Below are 14,130 nucleotides of genomic sequence, written 5' to 3' on the forward strand. Positions count from 1 at the left end.
GCACGTCCCACCATCCGGACGTGGGAAGGCTTATTTGCCTGAGCGCGTTGTGCATAGTGGGATGGACGCGATCCGCGCGAGATGGAGGACCCATGTCAGCACTGCCGCCGCTCGTCGAGCCGGCTGCCGAGCTCACCAAGGAAGAGGTGGCCCGGTACAGCCGTCACCTGATCATCCCGGACGTCGGGGTGAACGGGCAGAAGCGGCTGAAGAACGCCAAGGTCCTGGTGATCGGGGCCGGCGGCCTCGGCAGCCCCGCGCTGCTGTACCTGGCCGCCGCCGGGGTCGGCACGCTCGGCATCGTCGACTTCGACGTCGTGGACGAGTCGAACCTGCAGCGCCAGGTCATCCACGGCCAGTCCGACGTCGGCAAGCTCAAGGCCGCGTCCGCACAGGAGTCGATCGCGGAGATCAACCCGCTGGTCAAGGTGCACCTGCACACCGACCGGCTGGACTCGTCGAACGCGCTGGAGATCTTCGAGCAGTACGACCTGATCGTCGACGGCACCGACAACTTCGCCACGCGCTACCTGGTCAACGACGCCGCGGTGCTGCTCGGCAAGCCGTACGTCTGGGGCTCGATCTTCCGGTTCGAAGGCCAGGTCAGCGTGTTCTGGGAGGACGCGCCGAACGGCAAGGGCCTCAACTACCGCGACCTCTACCCGGAGCCGCCGCCCCCGGGCATGGTCCCGTCCTGCGCCGAGGGTGGCGTGCTGGGCGTGCTGTGCGCGTCCATCGGCTCGATCATGGTGACCGAGGCGATCAAGCTCCTCACCGGCATCGGCGAGCCGCTGCTCGGCCGCCTGATCAGCTACGACGCGCTGGACATGAAGTACCGCGAGGTGAAGATCCGCAAGGACCCGGACACGCCGAAGATCACCGAGCTGATCGACTACGAGGCGTTCTGCGGGGTCGTTTCCGACGAGGCGGCGCAGGCGGCGTCGGGGAGCACGATCACCCCGGCCGAGCTCAAGGCCAAGTTCGACAGCGGCGAGAACTTCGCGCTGATCGACGTCCGCGAGCCGCACGAGTACGAGATCGTCAACATCAAGGGCGCGACGCTGATCCCGAAGGACCGGATCCTCTCGGGCGAGGCGCTGGCCGAGCTGCCGCAGGACAAGCCGATCGTCCTGCACTGCAAGTCGGGTGCCCGGTCCGCCGAGGCCCTCGCCGCCCTGCACGCGGCCGGCTTCAAGGACGCGACGCACCTCGGCGGCGGTGTGCTCGCCTGGGCCAAGCAGATCGACCCGAGCCTGCCGACCTACTGACAGTGGTGCCCGTGAAGGCCGTCTCCGGCTCCGGAGGCGGCCTTCGCGGCATTTCGGGCGCTCGGCAAAACCGTGTGTGACCAGCGCGTCTTCTCGATCGAGGAACACCCGCCCGGGTAACGTCACGGCCGTGCGGTCAACCCTCGAACGTCCTCCGGCGCACGTTTGCGCGGCCTTCGGCGGCCCCGCCGACGGCGGCGAACGCCTGCCGGATTCGACGGCGTGGCGCTGCGGCGACCTCGTGCTCAAGCCGGCCATCGACAAGGTCAGGACGCTGTGGACCGCCCACGCGCTCGACTACGTCCGCGAGCCGGGGCTGCGGGTCGGAAAGCCGGTCCGGTCCACCGACGGCCGCTGGATCGTCGGCGGCTGGACGGCGTCGCGGTTCATCCCCGGCACGCCGGAGCACCGCGGCGACGCGTCGGTGCTGGCGGCGGTGAAGCTGCACCGGGCCACGGCCGGCCTGCCGCGGCCGGACTTCCTCGACGCGCGCACCGACGTCGACGCGGTCGCCGACCGCATCGCCTGGGAGGAACTCGAGGTCCCTCTGGACGAAACCAAGGGCGGCCGCTGGTTCGAGGTCCTCGCCGGCGCCCGCCGCCGCATCATCCTCCCGCACCAGGTGGCCCACGGCGAGCTGCTGGCCGGCCTGCTGTTCGACGGCGACGACGTCCCGGGTGTCGTCGACTTCGTGCCGTACTACCGCCCGGGCGAGTACGGCGCGGCGATCGTCGCGGTCGACGCCCTCGCCTGGGGCGGGGCGGGCCGTGACCTCCTGGAACGCTGGGCGCACCTGCCGGAGTGGCCGCAGCTGCTGTTGCGCGCGGTGCTGTTCCGGCTGGCGTCGAACGCGCTGAACCCGAGGTCGACGCAGGCCTCGCTGGACGGCCTGCGGGCCGCGGCGCGGGAGGTGTCGGGAATCTTGTGATTCTGGGACGATGGCGGCATGACCACTTATCGAAAGGGCCATGCCGCGTAGGCGCCCCGGAAGCCTGCGCCGCGCCCGGCGACTCGATGTCGCGGGACCGCCGCCGGACAAGATCCCTTACGTCTCCCGCCGCGCCATGCGGCAGCTCGCCTTCGCCGAAGTCGCCGCCGGCTACTCGCCCGGTTGCGTCGCCGACCTGCTCCAGGACTGGGAGGAAGGCACCCGGCCGCCGTTCCGGCTGATCCTGCCGGTGTCCCCGCACCCCCTGGTCGATCCGGTCGGCACCCGCTGGATGCTCGCCAGGGTGCTGGAGAAGCTGCCGCGCCGGGAACGGGCGCTGATCGGCGTCGCGCTGTCCCGGATCGACCGGCGGTTCGCGGCGCAGACGGTGCCCGACCCGCTCAACGACGGGCAGTGGTGGTTCGAGCGGCGGTTCTTCGAGCAGGACGGCGTGGGTCGCCTGTGACCCACGTCGCAAGACCTCGGGCGTCACGTCGGGAAAGGTGCCGCTGACCTCCGGACTCCCGGTCCGTGGACGTCGATCTCACCGGCCGGGCGCCGCGTGTACCGCCGCAATGTCAACTGCCTGAAACATTCGGTCGAATCCGGTTAACAAGGCCTCCTTAGCGTCAGGGCAAGCCCGAACCGCCGAGGAGGTGCCCGAATGCCGCAGGTCGACACCCACTGCCCGTACTGCGCGCTGCAGTGCGGGATGAGCCTCGAGGGTACCCGCGTGACGCCGCGGGACTTCCCGGTCAACGCCGGCGGCCTGTGCCAGAAGGGCTGGACCTCGGGGAGCCTCCTCACGAGCCCGAAGCGGCTGACCACGCCGATGCTGCGCGTGAACGGCGCGCTCGAGCCGGTCAGCTGGGACTTCGCCCTCGACCACGTCGCCCGGAAGCTCGAAGCGATCCAGGCCGAACACGGCCCGGACGGGGTCGCGATCTTCGGCGGCGGCGGGCTGACCAACGAAAAGGCTTACCTGCTGGGCAAGTTCGCCCGCGTCGCGCTCGGCACCTCGCAGATCGACTACAACGGCCGGTTCTGCATGTCCTCGGCCGCCGCGGCCGGGATCAAGGCCTTCGGGGCCGATCGCGGGATGCCGTTCCCCGTCACGGATCTGAAGAACGCCGACGTCGTGCTGCTCGCCGGCGCGAACCCGGCCGAGACGATGCCGCCGTTCACCCAGCACCTGCGCGGCACCGACCTGATCGTCGTCGACCCGCGGCGCACCCCGACCGCGGAGCTGGCGAGCCTGCACCTCGCGCCCGCCCCCGGCACGGATCTCGCACTGGCCCTGGGCATCCTGCACGCCGTCGTCGAAGGCGGCCACCTCGATCAGTCCTATGTGGACGACCGGACGAGCGGGTTCGCCGAGATGTGGCGGATCGCCGCGAGCTGGTGGCCGGAGCGCGCCGAGCGCGTCACCGGCGTCTCGGCCGCCGACATGCGCCTCGCCGCGGAGAAACTCGCCGCCGCCCGCAACGCCTACATCCTCACCGCCCGCGGCACCGAGCAGCACGCCACCGGAACCGCGACCGTCGGCGCCTGGATCAACCTCGCGCTGAGCCTCGGCCTGCCCGGCCGCGCGGGCTCCGGTTACGGCTGCCTCACCGGGCAGGGCAACGGCCAGGGCGGCCGCGAGCACGGCCAGAAGGCCGACCAGCTGCCCGGCTACCGCAAGCTCGACGACCCGGCCGCGCGCGAGTACGTCGCCGGCGTGTGGGGCGTCGACGCGAACAGCCTGCCCGGCCCCGGCCGCTCGGCCACCGAACTGCTCGAAGCGCTCGGCCAGGAGAACGGCCCGAAGGCGCTGATGGTGTTCGGCAGCAACGTGATCGTCTCGGCGCCGCGCTCGCAGCGCGTCCAAGAGCGACTGTCCGAACTGGACTTACTGGTCGTCGCCGACTTCGTGCTGTCGGAGACCGCGGCGCTCGCCGACGTCGTCCTGCCGGTGACCCAGTGGGCCGAAGAGGACGGCACGCTCACCAACCTCGAAGGCCGCGTCCTGCTGCGGCGCAAGGCGTTGACGCCGCCGCCGGGGGTCCGCTCCGACCTGGACGTCCTCCACGGACTGGCGCAGCGGCTGGGACAGCCGGAAAACCGGTTCCCGGTCGACGCCGAGACGGTGTTCGAGGAGCTGCGGATCGCGTCGAAGGGCGGCATCGCCGACTACTCCGGCGTCAGCTACGACCGGCTGCGCGCGGGGGAGGCGCTGCACTGGCCGGTCCCGGAGAACGACCACCCCGGCACGCCGCGGATGTTCCTCGACGCCTTCGCCCACCCGGACGGCCGCGCGCGGTTCGTGCCGGTCGAGCACACCGGCCCGGCCGAGCTGCCCGACGAGGAGTTCCCGTTGCAGGCCACCACCGGCCGCGTGCTGCAGCACTACCAGTCGGGCGCGCAGACGCGGCTGATCGGCGAGCTGAACGACGTCGTGCCGGAGGCGTTCGTCGAGGTCCACCCGGACACCGCCAAGCGCGCCGGTCTCGAAGAAGGCGACCGCGCGGTGGTTCGCTCCCGGCGCGGCGAGACGGTGGCGCGCGTCCGGTTCACGCAGTCGCTGAAGCCCGACCTGATCTTCCTGCCGTTCCACTTCCCCGGTGAGCAGCGCGCCAACCTGTTCACCAACCCGGCGCTCGACCCGGTCTCCCGGATGCCGGAGTTCAAGGTGTGTGCCGTTTCCCTGTCTACTGTGGATGGTGCCGCGTGAGCCCTCGTGAAGTCGTCATCGTCGGCTACGGCATGGCCGGTGCCCGGTTGGCCGACGAGATCCGCCGTCGCGACCCGATCGCCGAGCGGGTCCGGCTGACCGTGCTCGGCGCCGAAAAGCACGCGGCCTACAACCGGGTGCTGCTGTCCGCCGTCGTCGCGGGCGGGATGAGCGCCGAAAGCGTCCGCCTGCACGACGACGAGTGGGCGCAGCGGCACAACATCGACCTGCGGCTCGGGGTCGACGTCGCCCGCATCGACCGCGAGAAGCGCTGCGTCGAACTCGACGACGGGGCATGCGTGGACTACGACGCGCTCGTCCTCGCCACCGGCGCGAACCCGTGGATCCCGCCGGTCGAAGGCCTCGAAGCCGGGCCCGGCGTGGTCGCCTTCCGCAGCCTCGACGACTGCGCCAAGATCCTCGACGCGGCTCGCTTCGGCGCGCCGGTCGCCGTGCTCGGCGGTGGCCTGCTCGGCCTCGAAGCCGCCCGGGGCCTGGCCGGGCGCGGCAACCAGGTGACCGTCGTGCACCCGCTGGGGCACGTCATGGAACGCCAGCTCGACCCGGCCGCCGGGCACGTGCTGGCCCGGCAGCTCACCGACATGGGCGTGACGTTCAAGTTCGGCGCCACCGCCGCCCGCTACCTGCCCGGCGACGGGCTCAAGCTCGACGACGGCAGCCTCGTCCCAGCCGACTTGGTCGTGGTGGCCGCCGGCGTCCGCGCCGAAACGAGCCTGGCCATCGAAGCCGGCCTCGACGTGGACATGGGGATCCTCGTCGACGACACCCTGCGCACCAGCGACGGCCGCATCCACGCCCTCGGCGACTGCGCCCGCCACCCCGGCGCCCCGGCCGGGCTGATCCAGCCCGCGTGGGAGCAGGCGTCGGTGCTGGCCGACGTCCTGACCGGCACGAACGCGGCCGCCCGCTACCGCGGCACGACGGCCGTGACCCGGCTCAAGGCCCGCGGCATCGACCTGGCCGCGCTGGGCGAAACCCAGCTCGAAGCGTCCGACGGCGGCGCCGAGGTGCTGACCTTCAACGACCCCACCGGCGGCCGGTACGGCAAGCTCGTCGTCCGCGAAAACCGTGTCACCGGGGCGATCCTGCTCGGCCTGCCCGACGCGGCCGCGACCATCACCCAGTTCCACGACCGCGGGACGCTGCTGCCCGAGGACCGGCTCGGCGTCCTGCTGGGCCGCGCGCTGCCCACCGGCGCGACCCCGGCGGCCAGCCCGGCCGACCTCCCGGCCGCGGCGGTGATTTGCCGCTGCAACAACGTCACCAAGGGCCGGCTCATCGAGGCCTGGAAGGCCGGGGCCACCGACACTCCCGCACTGGCGCGGGCCACGCGAGCCACCACGGGATGCGGCGGGTGCTCCGACACCGTCGGCGGCATCGCGAACTGGCTCGCCGCGCAGTGACCGATCCCCACTGACCACCACGAACCGCCGCACGAAGGAGAACACCGTGGCCCACCAAGGAAAGCACTGGATCGAGCACTGGGAACCCGAGAACGAGGAGTTCTGGGAGTCGACCGGCAAGAAGATCGCCCGCCGCAACCTGTGGTTCTCGGTCTTCGCCGAGCACATCGGCTTCTCGATCTGGACACTGTGGTCGGTCATCGTCCTGTTCATGGGCAAGGACTACGGCTTCTCCCCGGCCGACAAGTTCCTCCTGGTCTCGACGCCGACGCTGATCGGCGGCCTGATGCGGCTGCCCTACACCTTCGCCGTGGCGAAGTTCGGCGGCCGCAACTGGACGGTCGTGTCCGCCGCGCTGCTGCTGATCCCGACCATCCTGGCCGCGGTCGTGCTGCACCCCGGCACTTCGCTCGGCACGTTCCTGCTGGTCGCGGCCCTCGGCGGGGTCGGCGGCGGCAACTTCGCGTCGTCGATGACGAACATCAACACGTTCTACCCGGAGAAGCACAAGGGCTGGGCGCTCGGCCTCAACGCCGGCGGCGGCAACCTCGGCGTCGCGGCGATCCAGCTGGTCGGCCTGCTGGTGATCGGCACGGTGGGCGCGACCGCGCCGCGGATCGTGCTCTTCGTCTACATCCCGCTCATCGTCGTCGCCGCGGTGTGCGCGTACCTCTACATGGACAACCTCGCCACCGTGAAGGGCGACACGAAGGCGATGCGCGAGGTCGTCAAGGACCCGCACACCTGGGTCATGTCGTTCCTCTACGTCGGCACGTTCGGCTCGTTCATCGGCTACAGCTTCGCCTTCGGCCTGGTGCTGCAGAACCAGTTCGGCCGGACCCCGCTGCAGGCGGCCGCGGTGACCTTCCTCGGCCCGCTGCTCGGTTCGCTTTCGCGGCCGACGGGCGGCTGGCTGGCCGACCGGATCGGCGGCGGCAAGATCACCTTCTTCACGTTCATCGGGATGGCGTTGTCCACGGTCGTGCTGATCCTCGCGTCGACGTCGAAGTCCCTGACGCTGTTCACGATCGCCTTCATCGTGCTGTTCGTGCTCACCGGCGTCGGCAACGGCTCGACGTACAAGATGATCCCGGCGATCTTCCGCGCCAAGGCGAAGGTGGCGATCGCGAACGGCGCCGAAGAGGCGGCCGAGCTGCTCAAGGCACGCCGGCTGTCCGGCGCGCTGATCGGCCTGGCCGGCGCGATCGGCGCGGAGGGTGGCCTGTTCATCAACCTCGCGTTCCGGCAGTCGTTCGCCGACACGAAGAGCGGGGTGCCCGCCTTCATCGGATTCCTGATCTTCTACGGGCTCTGCTTCGCCGTCACCTGGGCGGTTTACCTGCGCAAGCCCGCCGAACAGCCCACGAGTGAGCGCGGTCTGGCGCTCGCGGGAGCGGAGGTCTGAGATGCCCACCTTGGTCGTCGCCGGACACGGCATGGTCGCCCACCGGCTCGTGGAGGCGGTGCGTGCGGAAGACCCCTCCGGTACCTGGCACATCGTCGTCCTGTCCGAGGAGCCGCGCCCGGCGTACGACCGGGTGGCGCTCACCTCCTACGTGGACAGCTGGGACCCGGCCGCGCTGGCCCTGCCCGGCTCGGACTACGCGGGCGACGCGCACGTCGACCTGCGGCTCGGTGAGCTGGCGGTTTCGGTCGACCGGGACGCTCGCACGGTCACCACGGCGTCCGGCGAGGTCGTCTCGTACGACGCGCTGGTGCTGGCCACCGGCTCGCGGCCGTTCGTGCCGCCGGTGCCCGGGCACGACCTGGACGGCTGCTTCGTCTACCGGACCATCGAAGACCTCGACGCGATCCGCGCGGCCGCCGTCGACAAGCCGGGCCGCGGCCGGCGCTCGGCCGTCGTCATCGGCGGTGGCCTGCTCGGCCTGGAGGCCGCGAAGGCGTTGCGGGACATGGGCTTGTCCCCGCACGTCGTCGAGATGGCGCCGCGGCTGATGCCGCTGCAGGTCGACGAGGGCGGCGGCTCGATGCTCCGCCGGATGATCACGGCGCTGGACGTCACCGTCCACACGGGAACGTCCACCGACGCCATCGAGGCCGACGGCTCGCGGCTGCTGGCCAAGCTGGGCAACGGCACCGAGCTCGACGTCGACCTCGTCGTGTTCTCCGCCGGCGTCCGGCCGCGCGACGACCTCGCCCGGCAGTCCGGGCTGGACCTGGGCCCGCGCGGCGGTGTCCTCACGGACGCGTCCTGCCGGACCAGCGACCCGGCGATCTACGCGATCGGCGAGTGCGCGGCGGTCGAGGGCAAGGTGTACGGCATCGTGGCGCCCGGCTACGCGATGGCGGAGATCGTCGCCGCGCAGCTCACCGGCGGGGGCGGGACGTTCCCGGAGCCGGACACGTCCACGAAGCTGAAGCTGATGGGCGTCGACGTCGCTTCCTTCGGTGACGCGCACGCCAAGACCGAAGGCGCTCTGGAAGTCGCCGTCAACGACGCGGTCGCCGGGACGTACAAGAAGCTCGTGGTCACCGACGACGGCAAGACGCTGCTCGGCGGCGTGCTCGTCGGCGACGCCACCGAGTACAACACCCTGCGGGCGCTGGTCGGCCGTCCGCTGCCGGCCGAGCCGGGCGCGATCCTCGCCCCGGCGGGCGGCGGCGCCGCGGTCGGCGTCGACGCGCTGCCCGACGCGGCGCAGATCTGCTCGTGCAACGCGGTGTCCAAGGGCACGATCACCCAGGCCATCCACGAGGACGGCTGCGACACCGTCGGCAAGCTGAAGGCGTGCACCCGCGCGGGCACCGCCTGCGGCTCGTGCGTCCCGCTGCTGGGCAGGCTGCTCAGCGCGGCCGGCGTCGAGCAGTCGAAGGCCGTCTGCGAGCACTTCCCGCAGTCGCGCGCGGAGCTGTTCGAGATCGTGCAGGCCACCCGGATCACGACGTTCAGCGAGCTGATCGGCCGCTACGGCTCGGGCAGCGGCTGCGCGATCTGCAAGCCCGCGGTGGCGTCCATCCTGGCCACCCTCGGCAACGGGCACGTGCTCGGCGGCGAGCAGATGACCCTGCAGGACACCAACGACCGGTACCTGGCGAACCTGCAGCGCAACGGCACGTACTCGGTGGTGCCGCGGATCCCCGGCGGCGAGATCACCCCGGACAAGCTGATCGTGATCGGCGAGGTGGCGCGCGACTTCGGCCTGTACACCAAGATCACCGGCGGCCAGCGGATCGACCTGTTCGGGGCGACGGTGGACCAGCTGCCGCTCATCTGGCGGCGGCTCGTGGACGCCGGGTTCGAGTCCGGGCACGCCTACGGCAAGGCGCTGCGCACGGTGAAGTCGTGCGTCGGGTCGACGTGGTGCCGCTACGGTGTCCAGGACAGCGTCGGGCTGGCGATCGAGCTGGAGCTGCGTTACCGCGGCCTGCGGTCGCCGCACAAGCTCAAGTCCGCGGTCTCGGGCTGCGCCCGGGAGTGCGCCGAGGCGCGGAGCAAGGACTTCGGCATCATCGCCACGGAGAACGGCTGGAACCTCTACGTCGGCGGCAACGGCGGCACCACCCCGCGCCACGCCGACCTGCTCGTGTCCGATGTGGACACCGAGACGCTGATCCGGACCATCGACCGGTTCCTGATGTTCTACGTGCGCACCGCCGACCGGCTGCAGCGGACCGCGCCCTGGATCGAGGAGCTGGACGGCGGCCTCGACCACCTGCGCGCGGTGATCGTCGACGACTCCCTCGGCATCTGCGAGGACCTCGACGCGGCGATGGCCAAGCACGTCGACAACTACGCCGACGAGTGGAAGGGCGTCCTGGAGGACCCGGAGAAGCTGGCCCGGTTCACCTCGTTCGTCAACGCTCCGGGCGCGCCCGACCCGGCGATCTCGTTCCGCGAGGAGCGGCAGCAGAAAGTGCCCGTGATGCTGGGAGTTCCGGAGGTGCGGCGATGACCACGTCGATCGAACGAACCTGGACGGCGGTGTGCGCGGCGGACGTCGTGTCGGAGTATTCGGGGGTCGCCGCGCTGCTGGACGGCGTGCAGGTGGCGATCTTCCGGCTGCCGGGCGACCGGTGGTACGCACTGTCCAACTGGGACCCGTGCAGTGGCGCGGCGGTGCTCTCGCGCGGCATCGTCGGCGACGCGGGCGGTGTTCCGGTGGTGGCTTCGCCGGTCTACAAGGAACGGTTCGCCCTCGACAGTGGACAGTGCCTGGACGCTTCGGACGTTTCGGTGCCGGTATACGAGGTGCGGGTGCGAGAGGGCGTGGTCGAAGTGGAGAGTCCATGACCGATGTGCTCCCACTGGCCGGTTTCGTGATCGGCATCACCGCGGCGCGCCGGGCTGACGAGCTCGGCGCGCTGCTGGTGCGCAAGGGGGCCAGCGTCCGGTACGGCCCGGCGATCCGGATCGTGCCGCTGACGGACGACACCGAGCTGCACGCGGCGACGTCGCGGCTGCTGGAAGCGCCGGTGGACGCGGTGGTGGCGACGACGGGCATCGGCTTCCGCGGCTGGCTCGAAGCGGCCGAGGGGTGGGGACTGGGGGATTCTCTGCTTTCGCGGCTTTCGACTGCGTCGCTGCTGGCGCGGGGGCCGAAGGTGACCGGCGCACTGCGGGCGGCCGGGCTTTCGGAGTCGTATTCGCCCGCCTCGGAAAGCAACGCGGAGCTGCTGCAGCACCTGCTCTCGGCGGGGGTCGACGGGCAGCGGATCGCGGTCCAGCTGCACGGCGAGCCGCTGCCGTACTTCGTGGACACGCTGCGGGCGTCCGGTGCGGAGGTCATCGAGATCCCGGTGTACCGCTGGGTCGGCCCGGTCGACCCCGGCCCGGTGGACCGGCTCCTGGACGGCGTCCTGGACGGCTCGATCCACGCACTGCCGTTCACGAGCGCGCCGGCGGCGGCGTCGCTCATCGCCCTGGCCCGGCGCACGGGCCGGCTGCCGGGCCTCGTCACGGCGTTGTCCGGCCCGGTGGTGGCGGCGTGCGTCGGCCCGATCACGGCCGGCCCGCTGGCCGCACTGGGGGTGCCGACGGTCCAGCCGCACCGCGCCCGCATCGGCGCGCTGGCCCGGACCGTGGCGGAGACGTTGGTGGCCCGCTCCCCGCGCCTCCGGGCGGGCGGCCACTCGATCGAGCTGCGCGGCCAGGCGGCCATCGTGGACGGCGAGTGGCGCGAAGTGGCCCCGGCACCGATGGCGTTGCTGCGTGCCCTGGCGGCGTCACCGGGACGGGTGGTGTCGCGGCGCGAGCTGATCTCGGCGTTGCCGGGTGGCGGCGAGGAGCACGCGGTCGAGACGGCGATCGGGCGGCTGCGGACGTCCCTGGGCGGCGGGAAGGTCGTCCAGACGGTGGTGAAGCGGGGATACCGGCTGGCTGTCGACGCCTGACGGCGTGTCAGCGGCCGTGTCAGGGCGGTGGCCTTCCGGTGTCAGCGGGCCCGGCGAAGGTGGTCTCACACACCGAGTCACCAGGGAGAATCCGATGCAGAAGTTCACCACCCCCGCCGCGATCACCACCGTTCTCGACATCCCCGCCGGCCGCGTCCGGTTCGTCGCTTCCCTTCGTGAGGACACCGTCGTTCAGGTTCTTCCCGCCGACCCGGCGAAGAGCCGCGACGTGAAGGCGGCTTCGCAGGCGTCAGTGTCGTTCGACGACGGCGTCCTGCGGATTTCGCTCGAGGCCAAGAACCAGTACTTCGGTCCGTCCGGTGCCTTCGACGTGACCGTTTCGCTGCCCGAGGGTTCGTCGGTGGAGGTCACGGCCGCCAGCGTGGAGCTGCGGGGCGTCGGCCGCCTCGGCGACGTCATGGTCTCGGGCGCCCACGGCGAGGTGGGCTTCGACGAGGCCGCGAGCCTCCGGTTGCGGGCCCACGCGGGCGACGTGTCGGTCGGCCGCCTGACCGGCCCGGCGGAGATCACCACGGGCAAGGGCGACATCCGCATCGCCGAGGCGGCGAGCGGCGAACTGGTGCTGAGCACCCAGGCGGGAGACATCACGGTCGGCGTGGCTCCCGGGGTCTCGGCGTCGCTCGACGCCGGGACGACGTACGGCCGGATCCGCAACGCGCTGAAGAACGAGGGCACAGCGGCCCTGACCATCCGGGCAACCACGTCCTACGGCGACATCGACGCCCACAGCCTGTGAGGTGGGCCGGCGCTTGGGGCGACCGGGATTGTCGGTGCCTTGCGGTAGCGTGGAAAACGGGGGGCGCCCCCGCCGGCGGTGGTCGGCCGGCGCGGGAAGCTGTGTCCCCGGCCGTCTTTGCGGTGCCGGGCCGGGGTCAGCCGGCCCAGGTGACCGCGTGCTTCTCGAAGCCCCGCGCCTGCGCCACCCGGGCCGCCTCGGCTTCCGCCTCCTCGCGTGCCGCCGGGCGCAACGGGTCGAAGGCCGTCAGCGTGAACGTCAGCTTCGCGCCGCTGCCCTTCGTGCGCCACGTTCCCGCGATGTCGCCGTCCGCGAGCAGCACCCCCGGGTTGCCCAGCATCTTCCAGACTTCCTTGCGCCGCGCCGGATCCGGGACCAGCAGCGCCTTGTCGCGAGCCTGGATGAACGGGTCCAGCGGCGGCAGCAGCCGCACCAGGTCCGGCTCCGGCGGGTTCTCCAGCGCCTCGAGGCGATCCGCCGGCAGGAAACGCGTTTTGCCGTCGATCCGAACCGAAGCCAGGTCCGCCGGCCACGTGCGGTCGACCACCGCCCGGGCCGTGCCCGCGAACTCCGCCGCTTCGCCCGGGGACGCCGGGCCGTTGAGCCGCAGGTACCGCTCGATCACCGCCGTCGCCGCGGCCGGGTCCGGGGTCTTCCGCAACCGGCCGCGGCCCTCCAGCGGCGCCAGCGTCGCCGGCGATGCCCCCGCGACCAGACGAACCCCGGCGTGCGGGGTCGCGATGCGCATCAGCTGCTCCTGGATGTGGGTCGCCTGGCAACCCCGGCACCACCGCGAGAACGTCGGCGGCAGCGCCTTCGTGACCGCCGTCGAAACCGCGCCCTTCGTCATCGGCTTCGTGACGACCTTCCGGAGCGCGGCGGCCGCCGTGAAGACCACCTCGGTCGCGGCCAGCCCGGTCGCCGCCATTTCCTTGCGCTGCCACAGCATCCGGGCCAGCGCGTCCGCGTCGTCCAGCGGCACCAGCGCGCGGATCGCCTCGGGCAGCTCCGATCGCAGGTGGTAGTGCGGCGCACCCCGCAACGTCCAGGCCAGGACCAGCCGCTCGTCGTCCTCGGGGGACACCGGGCCGTCGAGCCGGGCGGCGAGGGCGAGCAGCGCGGTGTCACGCATGCTGTCCTGCAGCCCGGCCCGGACGACGGCGAGGTCGGCGACGTCCCGCGCCGAGCGGTGCAGGCCGTGCTCGGCGATGCGGTAGGCGAGTACCTGACGGCGGTCCACGTGCGGCTCCTAGAACGCGTACTCGAAGGTGTAGCCCACCTTGTCCTCGCCGGTCGCGCCCCCGGCGGTCCCGCTGCCGGTCAGGCCGGCCAGTCCGCCGGTGGCCGAACCGGGGACGACGGTGAACGTCGAGGCGAAGCCCTTGGCGTCGAACGTGTACTCGTGGCGCACGATGAACGTCCCTTCGCGACCGTCGACTTTGCCCTCGAAGCGCTCGAAGCTCGGCGACGTCGTCCGCCCGCTGTCGTAGCCTTCGCCCGCGTAGTACAGCAGAAGGTCACAGATCGACTCACCCTCGATGACGCCTTCATACGCGAACGTGGCGTGCGCGTAGGCCACCCGCGGGCCGCCCTCGACGCCGCTGACGATCTTTTCTTCCCAGGTCTTGGTGCTGAATCCGTTCATGGGGACCACTCTGCCGGGCATACCTGTCAGCTTGTGTCAGGTA

At 71.6% G+C, this 14,130-nt stretch carries 12 protein-coding genes; 10 read left to right on the forward strand and 2 right to left on the reverse strand.

What is annotated here, in order from left to right; genetic code table 11:
- Positions 1 to 92 precede the first annotated feature (92 nt).
- The 10 genes from moeZ (at position 93) to AB0M30_RS07230 (ending at position 12,442) form a co-directional block, all read left to right on the forward strand.
- A complete protein-coding gene (gene moeZ / locus AB0M30_RS07185; protein WP_093948636.1) occupies positions 93 to 1,268 on the forward strand; it encodes an adenylyltransferase/sulfurtransferase MoeZ in 1,176 nt (391 codons plus the stop codon).
- A 130-nt stretch (positions 1,269 to 1,398) separates the two neighbouring features.
- Positions 1,399 to 2,196 (forward strand): TIGR02569 family protein, encoded by a 798-nt coding sequence (locus tag AB0M30_RS07190; protein WP_364580986.1) that lies wholly within the window; start codon positions 1,399 to 1,401, stop codon positions 2,194 to 2,196.
- Between the two features lie 40 nt (positions 2,197 to 2,236).
- Positions 2,237 to 2,662 (forward strand): hypothetical protein, encoded by a 426-nt coding sequence (locus AB0M30_RS07195; protein WP_364580989.1) that lies wholly within the window; start codon positions 2,237 to 2,239, stop codon positions 2,660 to 2,662.
- 198 nt (positions 2,663 to 2,860) lie between these two features.
- Positions 2,861 to 4,909 (forward strand): molybdopterin oxidoreductase family protein, encoded by a 2,049-nt coding sequence (locus AB0M30_RS07200; protein ID WP_364580992.1) that lies wholly within the window; start codon positions 2,861 to 2,863, stop codon positions 4,907 to 4,909.
- Positions 4,906 to 6,333, forward strand: coding sequence for an FAD-dependent oxidoreductase (locus AB0M30_RS07205; protein ID WP_364580994.1), 1,428 nt, complete (start codon positions 4,906 to 4,908; stop codon positions 6,331 to 6,333). The genes AB0M30_RS07200 and AB0M30_RS07205 overlap by 4 nt, the downstream gene beginning before the upstream one ends.
- 46 nt (positions 6,334 to 6,379) lie before the next feature.
- Positions 6,380 to 7,738 (forward strand): nitrate/nitrite transporter, encoded by a 1,359-nt coding sequence (locus tag AB0M30_RS07210; RefSeq protein WP_364580997.1) that lies wholly within the window; start codon positions 6,380 to 6,382, stop codon positions 7,736 to 7,738.
- A gap of 1 nt (position 7,739) precedes the next feature.
- Positions 7,740 to 10,247 carry a nitrite reductase large subunit NirB gene (nirB, locus tag AB0M30_RS07215; RefSeq protein ID WP_364581000.1) on the forward strand — a complete coding sequence of 836 codons (2,508 nt, stop codon included), beginning with the start codon at positions 7,740 to 7,742 and terminating at the stop codon, positions 10,245 to 10,247.
- On the forward strand, positions 10,244 to 10,585 hold the full coding sequence (gene nirD, locus AB0M30_RS07220; RefSeq protein ID WP_364581003.1) for a nitrite reductase small subunit NirD: 342 nt from the start codon (positions 10,244 to 10,246) through the stop codon (positions 10,583 to 10,585). The genes nirB and nirD overlap by 4 nt, the downstream gene beginning before the upstream one ends.
- Positions 10,582 to 11,685, forward strand: a complete 1,104-nt coding sequence (locus AB0M30_RS07225; RefSeq protein WP_103336611.1) for a uroporphyrinogen-III synthase — start codon at positions 10,582 to 10,584, stop codon at positions 11,683 to 11,685. The genes nirD and AB0M30_RS07225 overlap by 4 nt, the downstream gene beginning before the upstream one ends.
- A 94-nt stretch (positions 11,686 to 11,779) precedes the next feature.
- Positions 11,780 to 12,442, forward strand: coding sequence for a DUF4097 family beta strand repeat-containing protein (locus AB0M30_RS07230; RefSeq protein ID WP_364581006.1), 663 nt, complete (start codon positions 11,780 to 11,782; stop codon positions 12,440 to 12,442).
- A 136-nt stretch (positions 12,443 to 12,578) separates the two neighbouring features.
- Here AB0M30_RS07230 and AB0M30_RS07235 read toward each other — a convergent pair whose 3' ends face one another.
- Both AB0M30_RS07235 and AB0M30_RS07240 read right to left on the reverse strand, forming a co-directional pair.
- Positions 12,579 to 13,682, reverse strand: coding sequence for a crosslink repair DNA glycosylase YcaQ family protein (locus AB0M30_RS07235; RefSeq protein ID WP_364581009.1), 1,104 nt, complete (start codon positions 13,680 to 13,682; stop codon positions 12,579 to 12,581).
- 9 nt (positions 13,683 to 13,691) lie between these two features.
- Positions 13,692 to 14,087, reverse strand: a complete 396-nt coding sequence (locus tag AB0M30_RS07240) for a DUF3224 domain-containing protein (RefSeq protein WP_364581011.1) — start codon at positions 14,085 to 14,087, stop codon at positions 13,692 to 13,694.
- Positions 14,088 to 14,130 lie beyond the last annotated feature (43 nt).

It is taken from the genome of Amycolatopsis sp. NPDC051716 (assembly GCF_040681595.1).
In the GTDB taxonomy this organism is placed as follows: domain Bacteria; phylum Actinomycetota; class Actinomycetes; order Mycobacteriales; family Pseudonocardiaceae; genus Amycolatopsis.

Coding starts and splice junctions, on each gene's coding strand:
- moeZ (WP_093948636.1), top strand. CDS start 93: ATGTCAGCACTGCCGCCGCTCGTCGAGCCGGCTGCCGAGCTCACCAAG.
- AB0M30_RS07195 (WP_364580989.1), top strand. CDS start 2,237: ATGCCGCGTAGGCGCCCCGGAAGCCTGCGCCGCGCCCGGCGACTCGAT.
- AB0M30_RS07200 (WP_364580992.1), top strand. CDS start 2,861: ATGCCGCAGGTCGACACCCACTGCCCGTACTGCGCGCTGCAGTGCGGG.
- nirB (WP_364581000.1), top strand. CDS start 7,740: ATGCCCACCTTGGTCGTCGCCGGACACGGCATGGTCGCCCACCGGCTC.
- nirD (WP_364581003.1), top strand. CDS start 10,244: ATGACCACGTCGATCGAACGAACCTGGACGGCGGTGTGCGCGGCGGAC.
- AB0M30_RS07225 (WP_103336611.1), top strand. CDS start 10,582: ATGACCGATGTGCTCCCACTGGCCGGTTTCGTGATCGGCATCACCGCG.
- AB0M30_RS07230 (WP_364581006.1), top strand. CDS start 11,780: ATGCAGAAGTTCACCACCCCCGCCGCGATCACCACCGTTCTCGACATC.
- AB0M30_RS07240 (WP_364581011.1), bottom strand. CDS start 14,087: ATGAACGGATTCAGCACCAAGACCTGGGAAGAAAAGATCGTCAGCGGC.